At 69.9% G+C, this 20,892-nt stretch carries 22 protein-coding genes and 1 riboswitch; of the genes, 11 read left to right on the top strand and 11 right to left on the bottom strand.

All coding sequences use genetic code 11. From position 1 onward, the window contains the following. Positions 1–17: 17 nt before the first annotated feature. Both OH802_RS16880 and OH802_RS16875 read right to left on the bottom strand, forming a co-directional pair. On the bottom strand, positions 18–779 hold the full coding sequence (locus tag OH802_RS16880) for an MOSC domain-containing protein (RefSeq protein ID WP_406020298.1): 762 nt from the start codon (positions 777–779) through the stop codon (positions 18–20). 8 nt (positions 780–787) lie between these two features. Then, positions 788–1,645 (bottom strand): isocitrate lyase/phosphoenolpyruvate mutase family protein, encoded by an 858-nt coding sequence (locus OH802_RS16875; RefSeq protein ID WP_406020296.1) that lies wholly within the window; start codon positions 1,643–1,645, stop codon positions 788–790. A gap of 79 nt (positions 1,646–1,724) precedes the next feature. Here OH802_RS16875 and OH802_RS16870 point away from each other — a divergent pair, with 79 nt between their 5' ends. After that, positions 1,725–2,549, top strand: coding sequence for a cation diffusion facilitator family transporter (locus OH802_RS16870; protein WP_406029327.1), 825 nt, complete (start codon positions 1,725–1,727; stop codon positions 2,547–2,549). A gap of 21 nt (positions 2,550–2,570) precedes the next feature. Here the strand turns inward: OH802_RS16870 and OH802_RS16865 are convergent, their stop codons facing one another. Continuing rightward, positions 2,571–3,254, bottom strand: coding sequence for a helix-turn-helix domain-containing protein (locus tag OH802_RS16865; protein WP_355232520.1), 684 nt, complete (start codon positions 3,252–3,254; stop codon positions 2,571–2,573). 123 nt (positions 3,255–3,377) lie between these two features. Next, positions 3,378–3,692 (bottom strand): multidrug efflux SMR transporter, encoded by a 315-nt coding sequence (locus OH802_RS16860; protein WP_355232519.1) that lies wholly within the window; start codon positions 3,690–3,692, stop codon positions 3,378–3,380. 10 nt (positions 3,693–3,702) lie between these two features. Continuing rightward, positions 3,703–3,766, bottom strand: a riboswitch (guanidine-III (ykkC-III) riboswitch). Between the two features lie 104 nt (positions 3,767–3,870). On the opposite strand from OH802_RS16860, the gene OH802_RS16855 reads away from it, so the two are divergent. The 4 genes from OH802_RS16855 (at position 3,871) to galK (ending at position 8,279) form a co-directional block, all read left to right on the top strand. Further along, positions 3,871–4,446 (top strand): LysR family substrate-binding domain-containing protein, encoded by a 576-nt coding sequence (locus tag OH802_RS16855; RefSeq protein ID WP_406020293.1) that lies wholly within the window; start codon positions 3,871–3,873, stop codon positions 4,444–4,446. Between the two features lie 125 nt (positions 4,447–4,571). After that, positions 4,572–6,254 (top strand): VWA domain-containing protein, encoded by a 1,683-nt coding sequence (locus OH802_RS16850; RefSeq protein ID WP_406020291.1) that lies wholly within the window; start codon positions 4,572–4,574, stop codon positions 6,252–6,254. Further along, on the top strand, positions 6,241–7,071 hold the full coding sequence (locus tag OH802_RS16845; protein ID WP_406020289.1) for a hypothetical protein: 831 nt from the start codon (positions 6,241–6,243) through the stop codon (positions 7,069–7,071). The genes OH802_RS16850 and OH802_RS16845 overlap by 14 nt, the downstream gene beginning before the upstream one ends. 47 nt (positions 7,072–7,118) lie before the next feature. Next, complete coding sequence (galK, locus tag OH802_RS16840) at positions 7,119–8,279, top strand: galactokinase (protein WP_406020287.1); 1,161 nt, start codon at positions 7,119–7,121, stop codon at positions 8,277–8,279. A 13-nt stretch (positions 8,280–8,292) separates the two neighbouring features. Here the strand turns inward: galK and OH802_RS16835 are convergent, their stop codons facing one another. The 4 genes from OH802_RS16835 to OH802_RS16820 form a co-directional block, all read right to left on the bottom strand. Further along, positions 8,293–9,213 carry a patatin-like phospholipase family protein gene (locus tag OH802_RS16835; protein ID WP_406020285.1) on the bottom strand — a complete coding sequence of 307 codons (921 nt, stop codon included), beginning with the start codon at positions 9,211–9,213 and terminating at the stop codon, positions 8,293–8,295. A 74-nt stretch (positions 9,214–9,287) separates the two neighbouring features. Further along, on the bottom strand, positions 9,288–9,824 hold the full coding sequence (locus OH802_RS16830; protein WP_355232513.1) for a nucleosidase: 537 nt from the start codon (positions 9,822–9,824) through the stop codon (positions 9,288–9,290). A 19-nt stretch (positions 9,825–9,843) separates the two neighbouring features. Beyond that, complete coding sequence (locus OH802_RS16825) at positions 9,844–11,058, bottom strand: acyl-CoA dehydrogenase family protein (protein ID WP_406020283.1); 1,215 nt, start codon at positions 11,056–11,058, stop codon at positions 9,844–9,846. Further along, positions 11,058–12,422 carry an acyl-CoA dehydrogenase family protein gene (locus OH802_RS16820; protein WP_406020281.1) on the bottom strand — a complete coding sequence of 455 codons (1,365 nt, stop codon included), beginning with the start codon at positions 12,420–12,422 and terminating at the stop codon, positions 11,058–11,060. The genes OH802_RS16825 and OH802_RS16820 overlap by 1 nt, the downstream gene beginning before the upstream one ends. Before the next feature lie 95 nt (positions 12,423–12,517). Here OH802_RS16820 and def point away from each other — a divergent pair, with 95 nt between their 5' ends. After that, positions 12,518–13,132: a peptide deformylase gene (def, locus tag OH802_RS16815; RefSeq protein WP_406020279.1), complete on the top strand. Its 615-nt coding sequence runs from the start codon at positions 12,518–12,520 to the stop codon at positions 13,130–13,132. Here the strand turns inward: def and OH802_RS16810 are convergent. Continuing rightward, entirely contained in the window at positions 13,129–14,082 is a 954-nt protein-coding gene (locus tag OH802_RS16810) for an NmrA/HSCARG family protein (protein ID WP_406020277.1), read from the bottom strand. The genes def and OH802_RS16810 overlap by 4 nt on opposite strands. 108 nt (positions 14,083–14,190) lie before the next feature. Here OH802_RS16810 and OH802_RS16805 point away from each other — a divergent pair, with 108 nt between their 5' ends. Next, complete coding sequence (locus OH802_RS16805; RefSeq protein ID WP_406020275.1) at positions 14,191–14,565, top strand: ArsR/SmtB family transcription factor; 375 nt, start codon at positions 14,191–14,193, stop codon at positions 14,563–14,565. A 13-nt stretch (positions 14,566–14,578) separates the two neighbouring features. On the opposite strand, the gene lhgO is transcribed toward OH802_RS16805, so the two are convergent. After that, the gene (gene lhgO, locus OH802_RS16800; RefSeq protein WP_406020273.1) at positions 14,579–15,766 is read right to left on the bottom strand and encodes an L-2-hydroxyglutarate oxidase; all 1,188 of its coding nucleotides are present in this window, start codon (positions 15,764–15,766) and stop codon (positions 14,579–14,581) included. A 263-nt stretch (positions 15,767–16,029) separates the two neighbouring features. Here lhgO and OH802_RS16795 point away from each other — a divergent pair, with 263 nt between their 5' ends. The 4 genes from OH802_RS16795 (at position 16,030) to OH802_RS16780 (ending at position 19,894) form a co-directional block, all read left to right on the top strand. Beyond that, positions 16,030–16,929, top strand: a complete 900-nt coding sequence (locus OH802_RS16795) for a patatin-like phospholipase family protein (RefSeq protein WP_406020271.1) — start codon at positions 16,030–16,032, stop codon at positions 16,927–16,929. A 98-nt stretch (positions 16,930–17,027) separates the two neighbouring features. After that, positions 17,028–17,426 (top strand): YciI family protein, encoded by a 399-nt coding sequence (locus OH802_RS16790; RefSeq protein WP_406020269.1) that lies wholly within the window; start codon positions 17,028–17,030, stop codon positions 17,424–17,426. A gap of 166 nt (positions 17,427–17,592) precedes the next feature. After that, positions 17,593–19,179 carry an ABC-F family ATP-binding cassette domain-containing protein gene (locus OH802_RS16785; RefSeq protein ID WP_406020267.1) on the top strand — a complete coding sequence of 529 codons (1,587 nt, stop codon included), beginning with the start codon at positions 17,593–17,595 and terminating at the stop codon, positions 19,177–19,179. Positions 19,180–19,201: 22 nt separating this feature from the next. Beyond that, positions 19,202–19,894 (top strand): Pr6Pr family membrane protein, encoded by a 693-nt coding sequence (locus tag OH802_RS16780; protein WP_406020265.1) that lies wholly within the window; start codon positions 19,202–19,204, stop codon positions 19,892–19,894. Here OH802_RS16780 and OH802_RS16775 read toward each other — a convergent pair. Then, on the bottom strand, positions 19,881–20,852 hold the full coding sequence (locus tag OH802_RS16775; protein ID WP_406020264.1) for a GNAT family N-acetyltransferase: 972 nt from the start codon (positions 20,850–20,852) through the stop codon (positions 19,881–19,883). The two genes, OH802_RS16780 and OH802_RS16775, sit on opposite strands and share 14 nt — an antisense overlap. Positions 20,853–20,892: the final 40 nt, after the last annotated feature.

Here is a 20,892-nt window from a genome sequence, read left to right as displayed (position 1 = left end):
GTGGCCTGTGCCGCCGGCTATCGGCCCACGACCCCCGGCGTGACCACCTCGGCGAAGACCCCGAACGCCGGCTCGCCGGCCCGGTTGAGCGGGCGGTGCGAGGCGAGCGTCTTCAGCAGTCGTATGTCCCGCTCCCCCGTCTCCGGATGGCTGTCGATCACGGCACAGCGCGGGATGGGTACGCCGATCCGGAGCGTCGCCCCACCGACCCGGATCTCCCGGCCGAGCCAGGTGTCCTCGGCGTAGGGCTCGTCGGTCTCGACCACCAGGTTCGGCCGGAACCGCGCCGCGTCCAAGGCGTCCTGACCGACCTGCCGGGCGAGGTCGTGCAGCGACGCCGTGGTCACCACGGACACCGCGCCCGCGAACACGACGTCACCGCGACGGGCACGGGCCAGCCGCACCGGCCGGTCGAGGAACCTCGAGAACAGCGCCGCGTGCGGGCCGCCGAGCAGCTCCAGCTCGACCTCCCGGCCCCAGTAGTCGCAGGTGAGCCGCTCGCCTGTCGCGACCGGCTCCGCCGACGCGGTCTCCCCGTCGGGCAGCTCGACCTCGAGCCGGTCGCCGGCCAGCTCGGCGCGCACCGCGACCAGCGAGGGGTGCTGCACGGTCCGCAGCACTCGCCCGCGGCCCGGGTCGGTCTCGTCGACCGACACCAGCGCGAAGCCACGGTCCCCCACGACCCCCTGGGCGTCGAGCACCACGCGGCTGTAGGGCAGGTGTCTGGTCCCCTTGATCGGCGCGAACCCCGCGCGCACGACCCTCAGCTCATCGATCACGGGCCCAGTCAACCAGCGTTGCGAAACGCCTTGGCACCCTCGGCCGCCAGCTCCGAGTAACCGGTCGTGCCGGCGCCGAGCAGCTCCTCCGCCGCGTGCTTGACCGCACCGAGGGCAGCGAAGGCGAACGCGCCGCCGACCGAGATGCGGGCCGCGCCCGCCTCGGCCAGCTCCGGGACCGACGGGCCGCCCGGGAGCAGCAGGACGTTGACCGGGCGGTCGACGGAGTCGACCAGGCGGCGTACGTCCTCGACGGCGATGACGCCGGGCGCGAAGAGCACATCGGCGCCGGCCTCCTGATAGGCCTGGAGGCGGGCGATCGTGTCGTCCAGATCGTCGCGGCCGCGGATGTGGTTCTCGGCCCGGGCGGTGAGGACGAAGCCGTCACCGGCGGCTCCGGCCGCTGCGGCGACCCGCTCGGCGGCCTCCTCGACGGAGTAGATCGTGTCCTTCTCGATCCCGGTGTAGTCCTCGATGGACCCGCCCGCCAGACCGGCGGCCACGGCGAGCCGGAACGTCTCCTCGACCTCGGCCGTGGTGCCTGCGAAGCCCGCCTCCAGGTCGGCCGAGACGGGCACCTCGACCGCCTCGACCAGCGCGGTGGCGTGCGCGATCACCTCGTCGCGGGTGACCTGGCCGTCGAGACGGCCCAGGGTCGCGGCGTAGCCGCTGCTGGTCGTGGCCAGCGCCGGGAAACCCAGCGAGGCCAGGACCTTGGCAGAGCCCGCGTCCCAGGCGTTGGGCATCAGCAGCGGGCGTCCGGGCAGGTGCAGCGACAGGAAGTTCTCGGCGAGCGACATGCCGGTCACCATGCCACGGGACGGCGCAGCCGAGAACCGGATTTCCGGCTTAGGATCGATGAACATGGGCCACGATCACGAACACATCTCACCCGCGGCGGACCGGCGATACCTGATCGCCGCGATGTCGCTCCTGGGTGTGTTCCTGATCGGCGAGGTGACGGTCGCGATCCTCGCCGACTCGCTCGCGCTGCTGGCCGACGCCGGCCACATGCTGACCGACGTCGGGGCGATCGCGGCGGCGCTGTGGGCGATGAGACTGGCGGCGCGCCCTGCTCATGGCCAGTGGACCTACGGCTGGAAGCGCGCCGAGATCCTCTCCGCGGCACTCAACGGCATCACCCTCCTCGTCTTCGCCGCGGTCGTGGCTGTGGAGGCGATCCGGCGCCTGATCGACCCGCCCGACGCCGAGGGCTGGCCGATGTTCGTGGTCGCGCTCGTCGGCTGCGCCGTCAACATCCTCGCGGCCGCCCTGATGGCGCGCGCCAACCGCACCTCGCTCAACGTCGAGGGCGCCTACCAGCACGTCCTCTCCGACCTCTACGGCTTCATCGGCACCCTCGTCGCCGCGATCGTCATCCTGCTCACCGGCTGGACCCGCGCGGACCCGGTGGCCTCGCTCGTGGTCGTCGCCCTGATGACGTACGCCGGTGTCTGCCTGCTCCGCGACAGCGGCCGGATCCTGCTCGAGGGTGCGCCGGCCGAGGTCGACGTCGAGGACCTTCGCCGGCACCTGCTCGGGGTCGACCATGTGGTCGAGGTGCACGACCTGCACGCGTGGACGGTCACCTCGGGCCTGCCCGCGGTCTCCGCCCACCTGACCCTGCTTCCCGAGTGCTTCCTCGACGGCAGCGCACCGAAGGTCCTCGACCGGGTCCAGGCCTGCCTGAGCGGTCACTTCGACGTCGAGCACTCCACCTTCCAGCTCGAGCCCGAGACGCACCTGGCCCACGAGCCGGGGATGCACTGACCCCGGCCCGCCGAGGACAGGTCAGGCCCGCGCGAGCGCGGTGAGTGCCGCCTCCCGCGCCTGCTCGATCGCGTCCTCGGCGACCCCGCACAGTCGCAGGCACGCCGAGGCGATCGTGGCGACGGTCGTGCTGCCGACCCGGTCCTCGCGGCGGAGGCTGACCACGCTCTCGACCATCTGCACGAGGAGCTCGCCGAGCCCGGGCTCGCCGCTGCTCGCCGAGACCCGATCCCCCGCGGCCCGCTCCGCGACCCGGCTGTAGCCGGCGACGAGGTCACCGCGGAGATGGCCGTAGCGGTCATAGACGGGTGAGGCGATGACGTCGGGCAGGCGGTAGAGCATGCCGATGTTGTAGGGCATGGCGACCAGGGCGCTCATGTCGCTGACGGCGAGGGCGTAGAGGCCGACGTCGGGCGTGACCGACCCCATCCCGGCCTCGATCTTCCCGGCCTGCTCGACCCGGTCCTGGACCGAGCGCTCGAGCAGCACCGCGAGGATCTCCTCCTTGCTGCCGAAGTGGTAGTAGATGGAGGCCTGTCGCAGCCCGGCACCGTCCGCGATCTCGCGGGTGGTGGTGCCGGCATAGCCGCGGCTCACGAAGAGCTCGGCAGCGGCAGCGAGGATCTGATCTCGGGGGTTCGCCGCAATCTTTCCTGGGAGCAGCCGTGGACGGCCGCGACCCGGACGCGGCGAGATCTGTGACACCGTGGCATCGCCTTTTTCTGTCGTGCGATAGATAACATTGGAGAGGGTAAGTTTCGCACTCATATCGAAAGAGTCAAGCGCCAGAGGACGTGTCCACCCTCGCGGGTTGACCAGCGCTTGGGGTCAGTGCGTGAGCTTGAGCCCGACGACACAGCCGACGAGCGCGACGATCAGCACGACGCGTACGGGGCTGATCGCCTCTTCTCCCGCCACCATCGAGTAGCCGACGGTGAGCGCGGCGCCGATCCCGACCCAGACCGCGTAGGCGGTGCCGATCGGCAGGGTGCGCATGGCCATCGCGAGACCCACCAGGCTGCCGATCAGGGCGACGCCGAAGACGATCGACGGGACCAGCCGCGAGAACCCCTCAGTGCGGCCCAGAGCGAGTGCCCACACGGCCTCGAGAACGCCGGATACCACAAGAAAAAGCCAGGACATGACCACTCCAGACGGCCGTCTTGTCGCGCTTCCGGGTACGGCTCCCTCGTCCGGCAGCCGGTCTCGGCTGACGTCTTCGACCTTAGCAAACCTGTCACACGATAGAAACTTCCCGGCAACGAGGAACGCTGCGTTCTTCAGCACGGGATTCAGCACCGATCGATGAGAGGATGCGCAGGTGACCTTCACCGTCGGCTTCGTCACCGGAGCCACCCCTGACAAGTGGGCCCGTACCTGGCGAGAGCGCAGCCGTGAGCGGCTCGAGCTGGTCCCGGTCACCGAGGAGGACCAGGAGCGGCTGCTGCGCGAGGGCGAGCTCGACATGTGTCTCGTACGCCTCCCCGTGGACCGCGACGGCCTCCACTGCATCCCGCTCTACGAGGAGCAGCCGGTCGCGGTGATGGGCCACGAGCACCTGCTCTCGCTGCTCGAGGAGGTCACCCTCGACGACCTCGCCGAGGAGCAGCTGGTCCTCCCCGAGCGCGGCGGCTGGAAGCCGTCCGCGGAGCAGATGAAGTGGCCCGCGATGAGCGAGAAAGACGCGGTCGAGACGGTCGCGGCCGGCACCGGGATCGCGATCGTGCCCATGTCGATCGCGCGGCTGTACCACCGCAAGGACGCCGTCTCCCGGCCCGTGACCGGCATCGAGCCCACCACCGTCGGGCTGGCCTGGCTGATCGACAACGACGACGAGCGGGTGCAGACCTTCATCGGCATCGTCCGCGGCCGCTCGCGGAACTCCTCACGCCACTGAGGCCCTCGGCAAATGCCGGGTGAACGCCTGGCGACATCTGCCTCGCCTGGGTCCCATTCCGCCCAGCGGTCTCGGCGCTCGTCCCTAGACTCTGCCCGATCCAGACAGAAGGCAGGCGTTTTCAGGTGAACCGCACGGGGTGGACGACCGTCGTCGCAGGAAGTCTGGGGCTGGTCCTGCTCGCCTGGTTCCTGGTCGCCAACGCGCTCCCGGGCGGTTCCGGGCCGGACAGGCTGGCCGACCCGGTGACCCTGAAGGTCGCGGCCGGCTCGGAGCTCGACGACGTCCTCTGCGCCGGCGGCACCAGCAAGGCCGAAGAGTCGACCGGCACGCCGGTGCGCTGTGAGCCGAGCGCACTCGTGAAGCGGCTCCGGGAGGAGACCAACGTCGCGCTCGAGCCGGAGTTCATCGGCACCCTCGAGGCGGCCGACGCGATCGTCGCCGACCCGGACCGCTACGACGCCGCCTGGTTCGCCTCCGACGACTACCTGCGCCTCGCGCTGGCGGCCAAGGGCACCGACGACCTGACCTCCTCCGACCCCATCATGCGCTCACCGGTTGTGCTCGGCGTGCACCACGATGTCACCACCCGGCTGGGCTGGACCGGCGACGCCGAGGTCTCCTGGGAGGAGATCGCCCGCCGCGCCGGCGACGGCGAGCTCGGCTTCCTGATGACCAGCCCTGCCTCCTCCAACTCCGGCCTGTCCACGCTCGCCGGTGTGGCCACCGCCTTCGATGCCGAGCCACCGTTGCAGAGCGAGGACGTCGGCCTGGTCCAGGACGACGTACGCCAGCTCTTCAGCGGCCAGCTCGGCCGCGCGGCCAGCTCCGGATGGCTCTCGGACACGTTCCGCGAGAATCCGACCGCCTACGACGCGATCTTCAACTACGAGTCCGAGCTGCTGACGCTCGCAGAGCAGGTCGAGGATCTCGACATCGTCTATCCCAGCGACGGCACCACAGAAGCCACCTACCCGCTCACGCTCGTCGACGCCGAGAAGCAGAAGGCGTACGAGACGGCGGTCGCGTGGCTGCGCACGGTCGAGGTCCAGGAGGAACTGAGTGAGAAGAGCGGTCGCCGCCCGGGTCGGGCGAGCGTGCCGCCCTCACCCGGCGTACCCGACAACGACGTCAAGACGCTCCCGCTGCCTGATGATCTCGGCACCATCGACGAGCTGATCTTCACCTACTTCGACGAGTTCGCACCCAAGACGAGGACGACCTATCTGCTCGACACCTCCGCCTCGATGGACGAGATCAAGATGAACCAGCTGCGGCGGGCCTTCGAGGGGCTGGCCGGCGACGACACCTCGATCAGCGGCCAGTTCAAGCGCTTCCGCAAGGGCGAGCGGCTCTCGGTCTACACCTACGCCGACGAGACGGAGTCCCTCGGGTCCCTCGTCGTCGAGGACCAGCCGGAGCGGGACGAGGCGCTCAACGGTCTCATCGACCGCGTCGGCGAGCTGTCAGGCCACGGCGGCACCGCCTACTACGACGCCATCGACACCGCGTACGCCGACATCAGGGCCTCGCCCGAGGAGGGCGCCACCACCTCGATCGTGCTGATGACCGACGGCGAGCAGAACGGCGGGCAGTCCTATGCCCAGCTCAGCAAGAAGTACGAGGCGACCTACCGCGATCTCGGGGTGCCGCTCTACGTGGTGCTCGTCGGCGATGCCGCCACCTCGGCCGACGCGAGCATCGAACAGCTGGTCGGCTTCGCCGAGCACGCCGGCGGCCGCGAGGTCGTCGCCAAGGACGCCGCGGACCTCCGCAAGATCTTCCAGGAGATCCGTGACTACCAGTAGGCCCGAGTCGACGCTCACCACGATCATCAACTCCGGCTTCACCACCGCCGGAGCGGTCCTCGCCGTGCCGCTGGCCGGTGCCGCCGTCGCCACGAGCGCGTGGGGCTGGGCCGTCGGTGCGGTCGGCGCGCTCGCGATCGGCGCCGGCTCCGCTGCCGTCCGCGCGAACCGCCGCGAGCGGCCGGGATCCAGGCCGCCGCCACCGCGCGGGATCGAGGGGCGACCGATCCACACCTACTACTTCCTCTCCGAGACCCGCATCGCGATGCTGCACGCCCAGCTCTTTCGCGGCGAGGTCGGAACCGTTCTTCGCGAGGTCGTCAGGAGCTCGTCCGGCAGCGCGGAGGCCGGGCTCGACGTGCCGCCGGTCAAGGCGGTGACCAAGTACGTCCGCGACGTCGCCAGGAAGTACGCCCAGGAGGCTCGGCCCACCCGGGAGACCCTGGTCGGCGACGTGCTGGCCGAACTGCAGCAGCGCGGGCTGCTGCACGAACCCGACGGCGAGCTCGACCGGGTCGCCGGCCTGGTCGCGCAGACCGCCTCAGACGACCAGTTCCTCCAGTTCACCGTCGCCGGACCGGACGTGCGCCAGGCGATCCTCGCGGTCCCCGCGCCGGCGACCGATGGGCGCGACAACACCGGCACGCTGGAGCAGAAGAGCCATGGGCTCGCCATCACCATGCACGTGGGCAGTCGCGGGAAGCAGGAGGACTTCGACGAGCTCGAGCACCGCGACAACGTGGTCGTGGTCGGCGTACTCCGCAACCTCAGCACCGCCGACCGGACCGCGACCGTCCGGGTGATCGCGGTCTACTGAGCGACCCGGGTCCGCACGGGCCGCACGCACGCGGCAGACTTTGCACCATGCTCGAACCGACCGACCTCACCGCGCGCGCGATCGAGGCGCTGCGTACCACCTTCGGCGCCGAGGCCACGGTGGTCGGGAGGGCGCCGGGACGGGTCAACCTGATCGGCGAGCACACCGACTACAACGCCGGGCTGGTGCTGCCGGTCGCACTCCCCCACGCCACCTACGCCGCGGCCGCGCCGCGCACCGACGGCGTCATCCGGATCGCCTCGGGCCAGGAGCCGGAGCAGTTCACCGGCCACATCGACGAGCTCGGTCCGGAGATCGAGGGCTGGGCCGCGTACGTCGCGGGGGTGCTCTGGACGCTGCGCGAGGCCGGCCTCGTCACCGGTGGCCTGGACATGCACCTGGAGTCGTCGGTCCCGCTCGGTGCCGGCCTGTCCTCGTCGGCGTCGGTCGAGTGCGCCACCGCGGCAGCGGCGCTGGGCATCGCCGGCCGCGCTCTCGACGAGGAGCTGCAGCGGGCGGTCGTCGCGGCCGGGATCCGGGCCGAGACCGAGGTCGCCAAGGCGCCGACCGGCGGGATGGACCAGTCGGTCGCGGTCTTCGCCGAGGCCGACGGCGCCCTGCTGATCGACTTCGACTCCGGCGCGCACCGCAACGTCCCGCTGGCCCTCGGCGAGCGCACGATCCTGGTCACCGACACCCGGGTCAAGCACCAGCTGACCGACGGCGGCTACGCCTCCCGGCGCGCCCAGTGCGAGAAGGCCGCCGCCGATCTCGGGCTGCGCTCGCTGCGCGAGGCCACCCTGGACCAGGTCGAGTCCCTCGACGACGAGGTCGTACGCCGCCGGGCCCGCCACATCGTCACCGAGATCGCCCGCGTCGAGCCGACCGTGACCGCGCTCGGTGGTGGTGACTGGGCCGCGATCGGTGAGCTCTTCGCCGCCTCGCACGCCTCGATGCGCGACGACTTCGAGATCTCCGTCCCCGAGCTCGACCTGGCCGTCGCGACCGCGGTCGACGCCGGCGCCGACGGTGCCCGGATGACCGGTGGTGGCTTCGGCGGCTCGATCGTCTCGATCCTCCCCACCGACGCCGTCGAGGCGGTCAGCGCGGCCATCGACAAGGCCTTCGCCGAGGCCGGCCACGGCGCGCCGGGGCACCTGATCGCCAGCCCGTCGGCGGGCGCGATGTTCACCGACGTGACTCGGTGAGCATCGCCCGGACTCAGATCAGGCCTGCCTCGGCCAGCATCCGGGTCGCCGTGCCGGTCGCAGCCTGACGGGCCGCGCGAAGCAGATCGACGTCGGTCTCGGTACGACCCGGGATCGGGTCGTCCGCATCGGGCGCGAACGTGAGCGTGTGCACGTCCGCATAGTTCCCGGCCCTCATCTCGGCGACCGAGGCGCGGTAGCGGTCCGGCCGGCTGTGGTACAGATCGCCGAGCTCGGGGTTGACCCGGCGCAGGTAGCGCTCGATGACGCGGTCGGCCGGCCCATAGGTGGGCGCCGTCCCGAAGGGCCGGGTCACCAGCACGATCGCGTGCGTCGCCCCGAGCGCCGCCGCCGAGGCGACCGGCACCGCTTCGACCAGCCCGCCGTCGAGCCAGCGCCGGCCGCGTACGGTCACCGGGAGTCCTCCGGCCAGGGGCAGCTGGCTCGAGGCGATCACCGAGTCGGCGAGGTCGGTTGGATCGGTGAAGTCGGTGAGCGGGACCGCCTTCGCGGTCACCACGTCGGTGGCCACCGCCGCCAGCCGCGGCGCGCCGTCACGCAGCGCGAGCGACCACTCGAACAGCTCCGCCGAGCGGGCGGTGATCCCCCGGGTGTCCACCATCGACTTGCGCCGCAGCATCCGCCCGGCGCCGATGTACTCGGGTGAGGCGAACACCGAGGCGTACGACTCGCTGAAGGCGCCGATGGTCCCGGCCGCCACCGCGGTCGCGTTGGCAGCACCGGCGGAGGTGCCGACCACCAGGTCGACCGCATCCACCAGGCCCTGGTCGGCGAGGACCGCGGCCATCGTCGCCGACAGCATCCCTCGCATCCCGCCACCCTCGACCACGAGAGCCAGCGTCGCCTCATCATCACTGTTCCCGTTCAGACGGGACCGGAGCAGCTCGACCACTCCCGATTGCAATGCGTCCACATCTGGATTGTGACGCTACTGGCGAGTAGGGCGTGGCATCGGGTCGCTCCGACACGCCCGGACAGGGGCGCAGGTCACACGTTGGCGGCGAGCCAGGCTCCCAGATCGCGGGCCGAGCGGTCGACGACATTGGCCCAGTCGAGGGCGGTCTCGTCGGCGTTGTCGGAGACGTGCTTGACAACGCGTGCCGGGACGCCGGCCTCCCGGGACGCCCAGGCGACGGCGAAGGCCTCCATGTCGACCAGGTGAGCGCGCTGGGCGAGCTCGGCGCGTACTACCGTGTCGGTGACGAAGAGGTCGCCGGTGGCGCAGACGATGTCCGACTCCCCGACCTCCAGCACGTCTTCGACCGGGTGACCCAGCGCCCGGATGGCGGCGGACGAGAAGTCGTGGTTGAGCACGGTCCCGACCTCGTAGATCCCGGTGTGACCGTCGCGCAGCGCGCCGCAGGAGCCGATGTTGACGACCTGACGGATGGTCTTGTCGGCCGCCAGCACACGCGAGACGGCCGAGGCGGACGCCACCTTCCCCATCCCGGTGATCACCACCTTGAGCCCGGAAGGAACATGGGCCGCCTCGGCCTTGGTCGCCGACACCACGAGAACACTCATGGCGCCGAACCCTACTGACCTACTTGAGCTCCGCCGACGAGAGCCCGAGAACCCGTCGCGCCACGATCAGCTGCTGGATCTGCTGGGTGCCCTCGAAGATGTCGAGGATCTTCGAGTCGCGGGCCCACTTCTCCAGCAGCTCACCCTCGGAGTAGCCGATGGTGCCGGCCAGCTCGACGCAGGACAGGGTCACGTCCGAGCCCATCCGGCCGGCCTTGGCCTTGGCCATCGACGCTTCCTTGGAGTTGGGCTGGCGGTTGTCGGCCATCCAGGCGGCCTGGAGCATGAGGAGATAGGCCCCCTCGTAGTCCGACTCGAGCTGGATGAACTTCGCCGCGGCCGCCGACTGCAGGTGAGCGGGCCGGTCGTAGTCGATCTCGACGCCGGCCTTCTCGAGCAGGTCGCGGGTGTAGTCGAGCGCCGCGCGGGCACAGCCGACCGCCATCGAGGCGACCAGAGGACGGGTGTTGTCGAAGGTGGCCATCGCACCGGCGAAGCCCTCCTTGACGTTGATCTCCGGGCTGCCGAGAAGGTTCTCCGCAGGCACCCGGCAGTCGGTGAAGGTGATCGTGGCCGTGTCCGAGGCCTTGATCCCGAGCTTGTGCTCGAGCCGCTCGACCTTCATCCCCGGCGTGCCCTTCTCGACCACGAACGACTTGATCGCGGCCTTGCCGAGCTCCTTGTCGAGCGTCGCCCACACCACCACGGCGTCGGAGCGGTCACCGGAGGTGACGAAGATCTTCTCGCCGTTGAGCACGTAGTGGTCGCCGTCGAGGGTGGCGGTGGTCTTGATGTTGGCCGAGTCGGAGCCGGTGCCGGGCTCGGTGATCGCCATCGAGGCCCAGATGCCGTCGAAGCGTTCGTGCTGCTCGTCGTTGGCGACCGACGCGATGGCCGAGTTGCCCAGGCCCTGGCGCGGCATCGCGAGGGTGAGCCCGACGTCGCCCCAGCACATCTCCGAGACGGAGAGGACCGAGGACATGTTGGCGCCGTTCTTGACCTTGCCGTCGTCGGGCTTGGAGTCGCGGCGTACGCCGGTGGCGCCCGCGCCCTCGCCCTGGCCGGACTCGGACAGGCCGTCGGCCATGGCGGCGAGCATGTCGAGCTCGGTGGGGTACTCGTGCTCGGCCTTGTCGTACTTGCGCGAGATCGGTCGCAGCATGTTCATCGCGACCTGGTGCACCTGCTCGCGCAGCGGCTTGAGCTTCTTGGGGTCTTCCAGATTGATGGCCATCAGACCAGCACCGTGCCTTCCATGATCCCGATCGCACGCAGGTCGCGGTACCACCGCTCCACCGGGTGCTCCTTGACGAAGCCGTGGCCACCGAGCAGCTGGACGCCGTCGAGGCCGATCTGCATGCCCTTGTCGGCACACAGCTTGCGAGCCAGCGCGATCTCGCGGGTCGCGTCGATCCCCTGGGCCACCCGGCTGGCGGCCTTGTAGGTCACCAGGCGCATCGCCTGCAGCTCGATCGCAATGTTGGCGACCATGAAGGCTACCGACTGACGGTGGGCGATCGGCTCACCGAAGGCCTCGCGCTCCTTGACGTAGGGCGTCACGTAGTCGAGGACGGCCTGGCCGACGCCGAGGGACAGCGCGCACCAGGCGAGGCGGGACAGCCGCACGGCCTCGGTGTAGGTCGAGCCGTCGGTCTCGCCGAGGACCGCCGTTGCCGGGACCTTCACGTCGGTCAGGGTCAGCTTGGTCAGCGAGGCGGCGCGGACGCCCATCGCCGGCTCGGACTCGATGATCAGGCCATCGGTCGAGGACTCGATGAGGAACAGGACCGGCTTGCCGTCCAGGGCGGCGCCGACCACGAAGAGCTCGGCCTCGGCACCGCGGGCGACCAGCGACTTGGCGCCGTTGATGACGAATCCGTCGGCGGTCCGGGTCGCCGTGGTCGACGGGGAGAGCACGTCGAAGAGGACCTTGTCCTCGTTGAGGGCGAAGGCCGCGGCCGGAACCGACCCTTCGGTGAACGGCGGCAGGTACGTCTGCTGCTGCTCGTCGGTGCCCCACAGGCCCAGCGCGGTCGCGACCGAGCCAGGCGCGAGAGCGGCGACGGCCAGACCGAGGTCGCCCTTGGCGAGCGCCTCGGCGACCAGGGTGCCGGCGACCGCGGAGCGGGTCTCGGAGATGCCGCCGAGCTCCTCGGGGACACCCAGGATCGGCAGCCCGATCTCCAGGCTCGACTTGAGCAGCTCATCCGGCGCGGCGCAGGCCTCGTCGGCCTCCGCCGCGGCGGGACGTACGACCTCGGCGGCGAACTCGGTGACCACGTCGACGAGCATCTGCTCGTCCTCGGACGGGGTCAGGTCGAAGACGCCCTTGGGGATGGCGTTGGGCACGCGTACGCCCGGGGCGCCCCGCTTGCCCTTCTTCTTGAACGCCCGGCTGGTCGCCGCCATCGTCTTGAACCCGCCGCGGGTCACCGTGAAGACGACCTGCTCGGTCTGCTTGCGGACACCGAGCCGGTCGAGCGCGGGGCTCTGCGAGAGCTTGCGCAGACCGGCCACGGCGAACCCGATCGGATCGCGCGACTCGCCGGACGGGACGCCGTTCGCGATCCCGCCCCGTAGGCCTTGGAGGATACTCATGGGTAGAACTGTAACTGGGAGTTACAACGCGGTCTACAGTTCGGGGTGGTGACGGCGGTAACAAACGACGAACGACTTATTTATAGGCTTGGCACATGGCCGACTCCTCGCTCGAATCCCGTGCTCCGCTCGCGCCCCACGGCGCCCTGCCCGAGGGCGGGAAGGTGCGTCCGATGACGCGCTGGGGCACCCCGGTCATGCACCGGCCCAAGAAGAAGGTCGAGGTCTTCGACGCGGCGCTGGCCGAGCTGGCCGCCGACATGGTCGCGACGATGTACGCCGCCGAGGGCGTGGGCCTGGCCGCCGACCAGATCGGCGAGGACGTCGCGATCTTCGTCTTCGACTGCCCCGACGCCACCGGGCAGCGCACCGTCGGCGTCGTCTGCAACCCGGTCCTGACCCTGCCCGAGGGAGATGACCGCCAGCTCGACGTCGACCTGGAGGGCTGCCTCTCCTTCCCCGGCGCGTTCGTTGACTGCGCCCGCCCCGACTGGGCCGCGGTCGACGGTCTCGGCCTCGACGGGGAGCCGGTCCACTTCGAGGGCAACGGCCTGCTGGCCCGGTGCCTCCAGCACGAGACCGACCACACCAACGGCACCGTCTTCGGCGACCGCATCTCCGCCAAGGCCCGCAAGAAGCTCACCAAGGAGCACGACCGCCTGGCCAAGGAGTTCCCCGCCGAGTGGCCCGTCGGCGAAGCCGTCGACTAGCCGCCGAAGGAAGTTCGCTCGCCGCGCCAGTCGGTCCTACGGAGGAACTGCTCCCAGCTCAGCGCGCCAGCGTCGATCCGTCGGCTCCACTCCAGGTCGCGACCGTCGCCGAAGTATCCGTACTCCACCGCGTACTCGACCATACCGAGAGTCTCGTCGACCAGCAGCGGGTTCTCTCCGAGCTCGGGGAAGTACGTCAGCAAGCCCTCCCGGGAGTAGGCGCTGCGGTATTCGGCCTCGAGGCCGGTGACGCGCGAGAAGGCATCGACCATCTCTCTCGGCGAGATGACTTCACCGACGACCGGTAGCACGGCACCCAGGTAGGCGCCGGGATCGGAGAACACCTCTAGGACTGCGGGGCCAGTCGCGGTGAGCGGGTCCACGAACGGCGCACGGAAGTCCTCGGGGAGATAGAAGGGCATGAGCACCTTGTCGCCTTCGATGCGCGGGGCGTAGTACTCCAGCGCGTTGGTGTAGAAGAACGAGAGCATCACGATGGTGTGCCCGATCGGCAGGGTCCGAATGTGCTCGGCGACGAGTGCCTTGTCCGTGAAGTGTGGGGCGTACTTGGTGCCCGAGGCCCTCTCCTCGACGTTTTCGAGCGCGCTGAAAACGACGTGCCCCACCCCGGCCTCGACCGCGGCATCGGCGAGCTGGCATCCGAGGACGAACTCGTCGGTCGATGGCGGCGCGATCGGCGGCGTCATGAGGAAGGCCCCATCAGCCGACCCGAACGCCTGCACGAACTCGCGCTGATGCCCCGGCTCCAGGGGAACCGTGACGACCCGAGCGCCCATCTCCGCGAGGCTCTTGGCCTGGACGGAGTCGGCGGATCTGGTCAGCGCTCGCACGCGGAACCGCCCGCTGTCGAGCAGGGACGTGACGACACTCCTGCCCTGCTTGCTGGTCGCACCGGCGACGACGATCAAGGGCTTGCTGGCATCAGACATCGTGTTTTCCCTCACATCAGGCGTGATTAGGAGACGATCATATCGCCACATCGCGATATGTAAATACATAGTGCAGCCTCAGTACGTCACATCGGGATATGATGATGTGTGAATGACAAGGAGGAGGCCGTGGCGATGGCGCGCACAACAGACCCGGCGAACGCCGACCCCCTGGAGACGGTCGAGGCCCTGAAGGCTCTGGCCAACCCCGCGCGGCTGCAGATCATGAACTGGCTGCTGGACCCACATGGCGAGTTCTCACAGTGGGAACCCATCGCCGATCGGGACGAGGTCGGGGTCTGCGTCAGCCATATCCAGGCCAAGTCAGGGCTGGCCCAGTCAACCGTCTCGTCCTATATGGCAACGCTGGAGCGAGCGGGTCTCGTACGGTCCACGCGCATCGGCAAGTGGATCCACTACAAGCGTGACGAGGACATGATGTCCCAGCTCGCAGAGGCGCTCCGCGGTACGCAGCGCCCTTGACGCGACCTGTTGGTCACATCCGGTCCACGACGTACTCGGCGATGGCGAGGCTGGAGGTCGCGGCCGGGCTCGGCGCGTTGCGCACCGAGGTGATGCCGTCGGCATGGTGGATGACGAAGTCGTCAACCAGCGAGCCGTCGCGCTCGACGGCCTGGGCGCGCAGCCCCAGCCCCGCGCGGGTGACGTCTGTCGCGCCGATCTCGGGCACATAGCGCTGGGCCTCACGCATGTAGGCCTGTTTCGACAGTACGCCGCGAAGCTCGGTGATTCCGGTGCGCCAGTGCTCGGCGGCGAACCGCCAGAACCCCGGCCAGGCCAGCGTGTCGACGAGGTCGCGCGGGGTCAGGGACGTCCGGCCGTAGTGCCGGCGGCTGAGCGCCAGGAAGGCGTTCGGGCCGACCTCGAGGCCACCGTTCACCCGGCGGGTGAAGTGCACCCCGAGGAACGGGTAGCGCGGGTCGGGCACCGGATAGACCATGCCCCGGACGAGATCCTGCTTCGCGGCGCTGACCTGCATGTACTCACCACGGAACGGGATGATCCGCGGCGCCTTCGGACCGCCGGTCAGCTCACCGAGCCGGTCGGACTCCAGGCCACCGCAGACGACCAGGTGGTCGACCCGGGTCCGGCCGGCGGGCGTCTCGACCTCGATCCCGCCCGTGACGCGGTGGACGCCGGTCACCTCCTCGCCGAGGAGTACCTCTCCCCCGGCTTCCGTGACGCTCCGGCCGAGCGCCTCGGCGACGGCGACGTAGTCGATGATCGCCGTTCTCGGGGAGTGCAGGGCGGCCAGCCCCGCCGCGTACGGCTCGATCTCCACGATCTCCTCGGGGCCGACTCGTCGCAGGCCCGGCACGCCGTTCTCCGTCGCCGTCTTCTCCAGCGCGTCGAAGCGCCCCATCTCGGACTCGTCGACCGCGACGACGAGCTTCCCGCACTCCTCGTAGGGGATCCGGTGCTCGGCGGCGAACTCCTCGAGCAGATCACGCCCGCGTGTGCAGAGCCGGGCCTTGAGGCTGCCGGGCTTGTAGTAGATCCCCGCATGGACCACACCCGAGTTGTGCCCGGTCTGGTGAGCCCCGAGGCTGCTCTCCTTCTCGAACACCACAACGGTGTCCTCAGGACGACGCAGCAGGATCTCGCGGGCCACCGCAAGCCCGACGATGCCTCCTCCGACCACACCGACGCGGCTGGATGTCATGGTGCGCTCCTGGATGCTCGCGGACCTGCTGCAAGCGACACGTTAGACGCTCGACCCGAGTGCTGGATGCGATCGGGAGCACTCGAAATATCCGGGGCACACCGTGCCGTCTCCGTGCTAGCGTCGCGGCGATCGTGATCTTTCGGCAGGAGGTGAGTCCCGTGTACGCAGCGTCCACAGCGGGTGCTCCCCTGCAGTCCACGATCCGGCGACCGAGCTGATCGCCGCCGGGAGCGCCGACTCGAATCCCGAAAGGCACTCCCATGAACACGACATCTGTCTCACGACCGCAGCGTGCACTGGTCCTCGGCGGTGGCGGATCGGCCGGCAACGCCTGGTTGATCGGCGTGATCGCCGGGCTGGGCGACGGCGGACTCGATGTGACCGAGGCGGACCTGGTCATCGGCACCTCCGCCGGAGCGACGGCCGCAGCGCAGATCGCCGGCGCGAGTCCCACCGACCTGCTCGCCGCGATCCTCGACGCGCCAACGCCACAGCGGATCGATGCGGTACGCCCCGACGGCCGTGCAGCATCGTGGAGGAACCATCTGGAGCGGACCAACGCCATCATCGCCGCCTCCGCAGACCTTGCCGACATGCGCCGCCGCTCCGGCGCTGATGCCATCGAGCTGGCCGCGGAAGCAGGCGACTCCGCACTCGTTCGCTGGCGCGAGACCGTCGCCGCGCGCCTGCCCAGCCTGGAGTGGCCGAAGCACCCGGTGCACCTCACCGCGGTCGACGCCGACACCGGCGACCCGGTCGTGTTCGACCGAAACAGTGGCATCGACCTGGTCGACGCGGTAGCCGCCAGCTGCGCGGGCGGCCCTGCGTACCGGATCGGGGAGCGGTGGTACATCGACGGGGGCTACCGGCGCTCCAGCGAGAACGCGGATCTTGCCGGTGGGCACGAACGGGTGCTCGTGCTCTCGCCCCTCGGCGGCAGGACCCGGCATCCACGCTCGTGGCGCACCGATCTCGCCGTGCAGGTCGACGAGCTGCGCGTGAGCGGCAGCAGCGTCGAGACGATCCTTCCCGACGCCGACTCGCTCGCCGCCTTCGGTGACAACATGATGAGCCTGGCCACGCGTGCCCCCGCAGCTCGAGCCGGCTACGCCCAAGGTCAACACGTCGCAGGGCAGCTGGCCGGGTTCTGGCACCGGTGAGGGCTTCCCGGACGTACGTTCCTGTCGAAAGTGGTTGGACCCGTTCGTGGAGTAGGTGGAGGGTAGCGATGGTCGCTGTCCGAAAACAGGAGGCTGAGATGACCAAGTACCTGATCTCGTTCCGCGAAGGGGCGATGGACTTCCGTGACGAGGAGGAGCTGGCGGAGGTCGCCAAGGCTGCCTCGGCGATGACCCGCGAGGCCATGGAGGCAGGCGTGTGGGTCTTCGGTGGCGGGCTGAAGGGCGACCACGAGGATGCGAGCGTCGTCGGCATGGACGGCGTGGTCACCGACGGGCCCTACCCCGAGAGCAAGGAGCACATCGGCGGCTTCATCGTCGTCGACGTCGCCAGCCGCGAGGAGGCACTCGAGTGGGCGGCCAAGTGCGCTGCCGCCTGTCGCTGTGCGCAGGAGGTTCGGGAGTTCCTCCCCGAGCCGACGGAGGACGACCCGATTCCGGAGGGTGTGATCGAGAACTTCCGCGCGCGCAGGTCATAACCCTTTGCGGCCGCCCCGGGACGTACCGGAGACTGTTCCTGCACCGTCCCCGAACCCAAGGAACTCATCATGCTGATCCGCGACCCGCTCAACGCCCTCGTGCGCTGACGTCGTAGATCCCTCGGGCTCCGATGTCAGCGTCCCGCTGACACACCCCAGGAGCTCCATGAGTACGCAGCACCCAGCCGTCGTTCTCGACGGCCTCACGTTTCGCTGGCCCGACGGCGCAACCGCCTTGGCCGGCCTCGACGCGGCCTTCAACCCCGGGCGCACCGGCCTGGTCGGCACCAACGGCGCCGGCAAGACGACGCTGCTCGAGGTCGTCGCCGGCGAGCTCGAGCCCGCCGCAGGCTCGGTCTCGGTCAGGGGCCAGGTCCGCTACCTGCCCCAGCACGTCACCCTGCAGACCGGCGCCACGGTGGCCGACCTGCTCGGCGTGCGCGATCGTCTGGACGCGCTTCGGGCGATCGAGTCCGGGGACGCCGATCCGCGTCACTTCGACGTTCTCGCCGACGACTGGGCCGTCGAGGAGCGGGCGCGAGCAGCGCTCGGGTCCAACGGACTGCCGAACCTCGATCTCGACCGCCGCGTCGCGACGTTGTCCGGGGGCGAGACCGTGGCGACGGCCCTGACCGGGATCAGCCTCTCGGAGGCGGAGATCGCTCTGCTCGACGAACCGACCAACAACCTCGACCGCGAGGCCAGGCAGCGGCTCTACGACCTGATCGCGAGCTGGCGCGGGACGCTGCTGGTGGCGAGCCACGACCTGGAGCTGCTCGAGCTCATGGACGAGACCGCTGAGCTGCGCGAGGATTCGCTGACTGTCTACGGCGGTCCCTACTCCGCCTTCCGCCAGCACGTCGAACGTGAGCAGGTCGCGGCGGAGCAGGCTCTGTCCACGGCGGAGCAGAAGCTGCGTACGGAGAAGAGGCAGCGGGTCGAGGCCCAGACGAAGCTCGCCCGTCGGCAGCGCTATGCCCGCACCGACTACGAGAACAAGCGCCGCCCGAAGTCCATCATGAAGACGCGAGCCGGCGAGGCCGAGGTCTCAGCCGGCAAGCTGCGAGGCGAGCTCGACCGATCGGTCGACCGGGCGCGCGATCTGCGCGACCGGACGGCCGAGCGCGTACGCCGCGATCCTCAGGTCGCGATCGAGCTTCCCTCTCCCAGCCTGCCCGCGGGTCGACGGGTGGCCGAGATGCACGACCGCAGCGGCCGCACGATCGTCGTCCAGGGTCCCGAGCGCCTCGCGATCACCGGTCGCAACGGCGCCGGCAAGACGGTGCTCGTCGAGACCCTCATCCATCCGCCTCCGGCTGGCCAGGAGCCCTACGCGACCGCCCTCACCGCCCGGATCGGCTACCTTCCGCAGCGTCTGGACCACCTCGACGACGCCAGCACGATCCTCGAGACCGTACGCCGCACCCAGCCCGAAGCGGAGCCCGAGGAGGTCCGCGCGATGCTGGCCGGGTTCGGCTTCCGCGGCGACGTCGTGAACCGGAAGGTCGGTGACCTCTCGGGCGGCGAGCGCTTCCGGGTCGCACTGGCCACCATGCTCCTCGTCGACCCGCCCCACCAGCTGCTGGTCCTCGACGAGCCGACGAACAACCTCGACATCAACACCGTCGAGCAGGTGATCTCTGCACTGAATGCCTATGGGGGCGCGCTCGTCGTGGTCAGCCATGACGACGCCTTCCTCGCTCGTTTGGGCATCGACACGTTCGTTCACCTCGAGAACGGCCTCTTCTGGTGATCTCGACAGCTACGGTGACCTCGTGACTAGGACCTGGTCGATCCTTCGACTCGTGATGGCCGTGCTGATCCTCGCCGCGATGACGGCGGAGTTCCGGGGAGCGATGGGCACCACGCCCGCCGCGGGCTCCAGCATGGCGACGGTGGTGGTGAACTACTTCAGCTACTTCACGATCGAGTCGAACCTCTTCGCGGCGGCGGCGCTCATCGCGGCAGGGGTCTGGGCGCTGACCCGCAACACCCAGGAACCGACCTGGATGGCGGTACTGATGGCGGCGGCAACGACGTTCATGGCCATCACCGGCCTGGTCTACAACCTGCTCCTGCGCGGCCTCGTTCCGGCGGCGTACCCGTGGGCCAACGAGATCCTGCACCTCATCGGCCCGCTGTTCCTGGTCGTCGACCTCTTCGTCGCTCCCCCGCGCCGCCGCTTGCCGTGGCGGGCGGTCGGGGCCGTCATCGCGTTCCCGATCGTGTGGGCGATCTACACCCTGGTCCGCGGCGAGCACGTCGTCAGTCCTCTGACCGGCGACCCATGGTGGTATCCCTACCCGTTCCTCAACAACCACCTGCACGGCTACGGGGTCGTGTTCGCGTACGTCGTCGGCATCGCCGCCGCGTTCACCCTGGTCGCCTGGGGTGTCGTCGCGGTCGGGCGACGGCGCTCCCCCGAGGCCATCGCCGACGAGAAGGACGCCGGGCTCAGCCCTGCCTGATCATCCAGCGCTCGGGCGCGGGCAGCGGCTCCCAGCCGTACTTCGCGTAGAGCTCGTGGGCGTCCTCGGTGGCGAGCAGGGTCCGGCGGATGCGGTAGGGCTCGAGGTCGGCGAGGATGCCCTCGATGAGCAGCTTGCCGATCCCCTGGCCGCGGGCGCCCGGGTCGACGATCACGTCGCACAGCCAGGCGAAGGCGGCGAAGTCGCTGACCACTCGGGCAAAGGCGACCTGGTTACCGGCCGCGTCGTAGACGCCGTAGCAGCGCGACCCCTTGTTGGCCGCGTCCTGCACCTCCCGCGTGCGGTCGCTTGCCCAGTAGGACTGCGCGAGCATCCGGTGCACCCAGTCGGGGTCGATCCGGCTCTGGTCTGCGGAGAAGGAGTACGCCGCGGGCTTCTCGCTCGTCGCCGGCTCCGAGCTCAGCAGGCCGAGCAGGTCGTCCGGCTCGGGCTCGGGCCGCGTGACCTGCGGCGCGACGGCGGGCGCCTCTACGGCCCCCGCGAAACCCGGACCGGGGTCCGGCGTACGGCCCTGCTGGTAGGCCAGGGCGGCGCCGTTGGCGAGCCTGTCGGCGGCCTCGTTGAGCGGGTGTCCGGAGTGGCCCTTGATCCACTCGAACCGGACGTCGCGGCCCTGCATCGCCGCGTCGAGATCCTTCATGATCTCGACGTTGAGGACGGGCTTGCCGTCGGCCTTCTTCCAGCCCTTGCGCTTCCAGCCGGCCATCCACTTGGTGACCGAGTTGATGACGTACTTGGAGTCGCAGTAGACCAGCAGCGGCTCGCCGGTGTGCGCCGTCTGCCGCAGCAGGTCGAGGACCGCCGTCAGCTCGCCCTGGTTGTTGGTCCCGTGCGGCCACCCGCCACAGGCCCAGGTGGACTCGTCCACATACCAACCCCACCCCGCGGGCCCCGGGTTCCCGAGCGCCGAACCGTCAGCAGCAGCCACAATCGTCACGCGCCCATCCTGCCAGCCGCGTGCCGGCCCGCTCCGGGCG

This window comes from Nocardioides sp. NBC_00850 (genome assembly GCF_045207335.1).
Classification (GTDB): domain Bacteria; phylum Actinomycetota; class Actinomycetes; order Propionibacteriales; family Nocardioidaceae; genus Nocardioides.
Note: the sequence above shows the minus strand (reverse complement) of the source record. Positions and strands in the feature narration are given on the sequence as shown.

Bases quoted from the DNA above. Each gene is read 5' to 3' on its own strand.
- OH802_RS16820 (WP_406020281.1), bottom strand. From the start codon at position 12,422: ATGAGTATCCTCCAAGGCCTACGGGGCGGGATCGCGAACGGCGTCCCG.
- OH802_RS16825 (WP_406020283.1), bottom strand. From the start codon at position 11,058: ATGGCCATCAATCTGGAAGACCCCAAGAAGCTCAAGCCGCTGCGCGAG.
- OH802_RS16875 (WP_406020296.1), bottom strand. From the start codon at position 1,645: ATGTTCATCGATCCTAAGCCGGAAATCCGGTTCTCGGCTGCGCCGTCC.
- OH802_RS16785 (WP_406020267.1), top strand. From the start codon at position 17,593: ATGAGTACGCAGCACCCAGCCGTCGTTCTCGACGGCCTCACGTTTCGC.
- galK (WP_406020287.1), top strand. From the start codon at position 7,119: ATGCTCGAACCGACCGACCTCACCGCGCGCGCGATCGAGGCGCTGCGT.
- def (WP_406020279.1), top strand. From the start codon at position 12,518: ATGGCCGACTCCTCGCTCGAATCCCGTGCTCCGCTCGCGCCCCACGGC.
- OH802_RS16860 (WP_355232519.1), bottom strand. From the start codon at position 3,692: ATGTCCTGGCTTTTTCTTGTGGTATCCGGCGTTCTCGAGGCCGTGTGG.
- OH802_RS16810 (WP_406020277.1), bottom strand. From the start codon at position 14,082: ATGTCTGATGCCAGCAAGCCCTTGATCGTCGTCGCCGGTGCGACCAGC.
- lhgO (WP_406020273.1), bottom strand. From the start codon at position 15,766: ATGACATCCAGCCGCGTCGGTGTGGTCGGAGGAGGCATCGTCGGGCTT.
- OH802_RS16795 (WP_406020271.1), top strand. From the start codon at position 16,030: ATGAACACGACATCTGTCTCACGACCGCAGCGTGCACTGGTCCTCGGC.
- OH802_RS16830 (WP_355232513.1), bottom strand. From the start codon at position 9,824: ATGAGTGTTCTCGTGGTGTCGGCGACCAAGGCCGAGGCGGCCCATGTT.
- OH802_RS16790 (WP_406020269.1), top strand. From the start codon at position 17,028: ATGACCAAGTACCTGATCTCGTTCCGCGAAGGGGCGATGGACTTCCGT.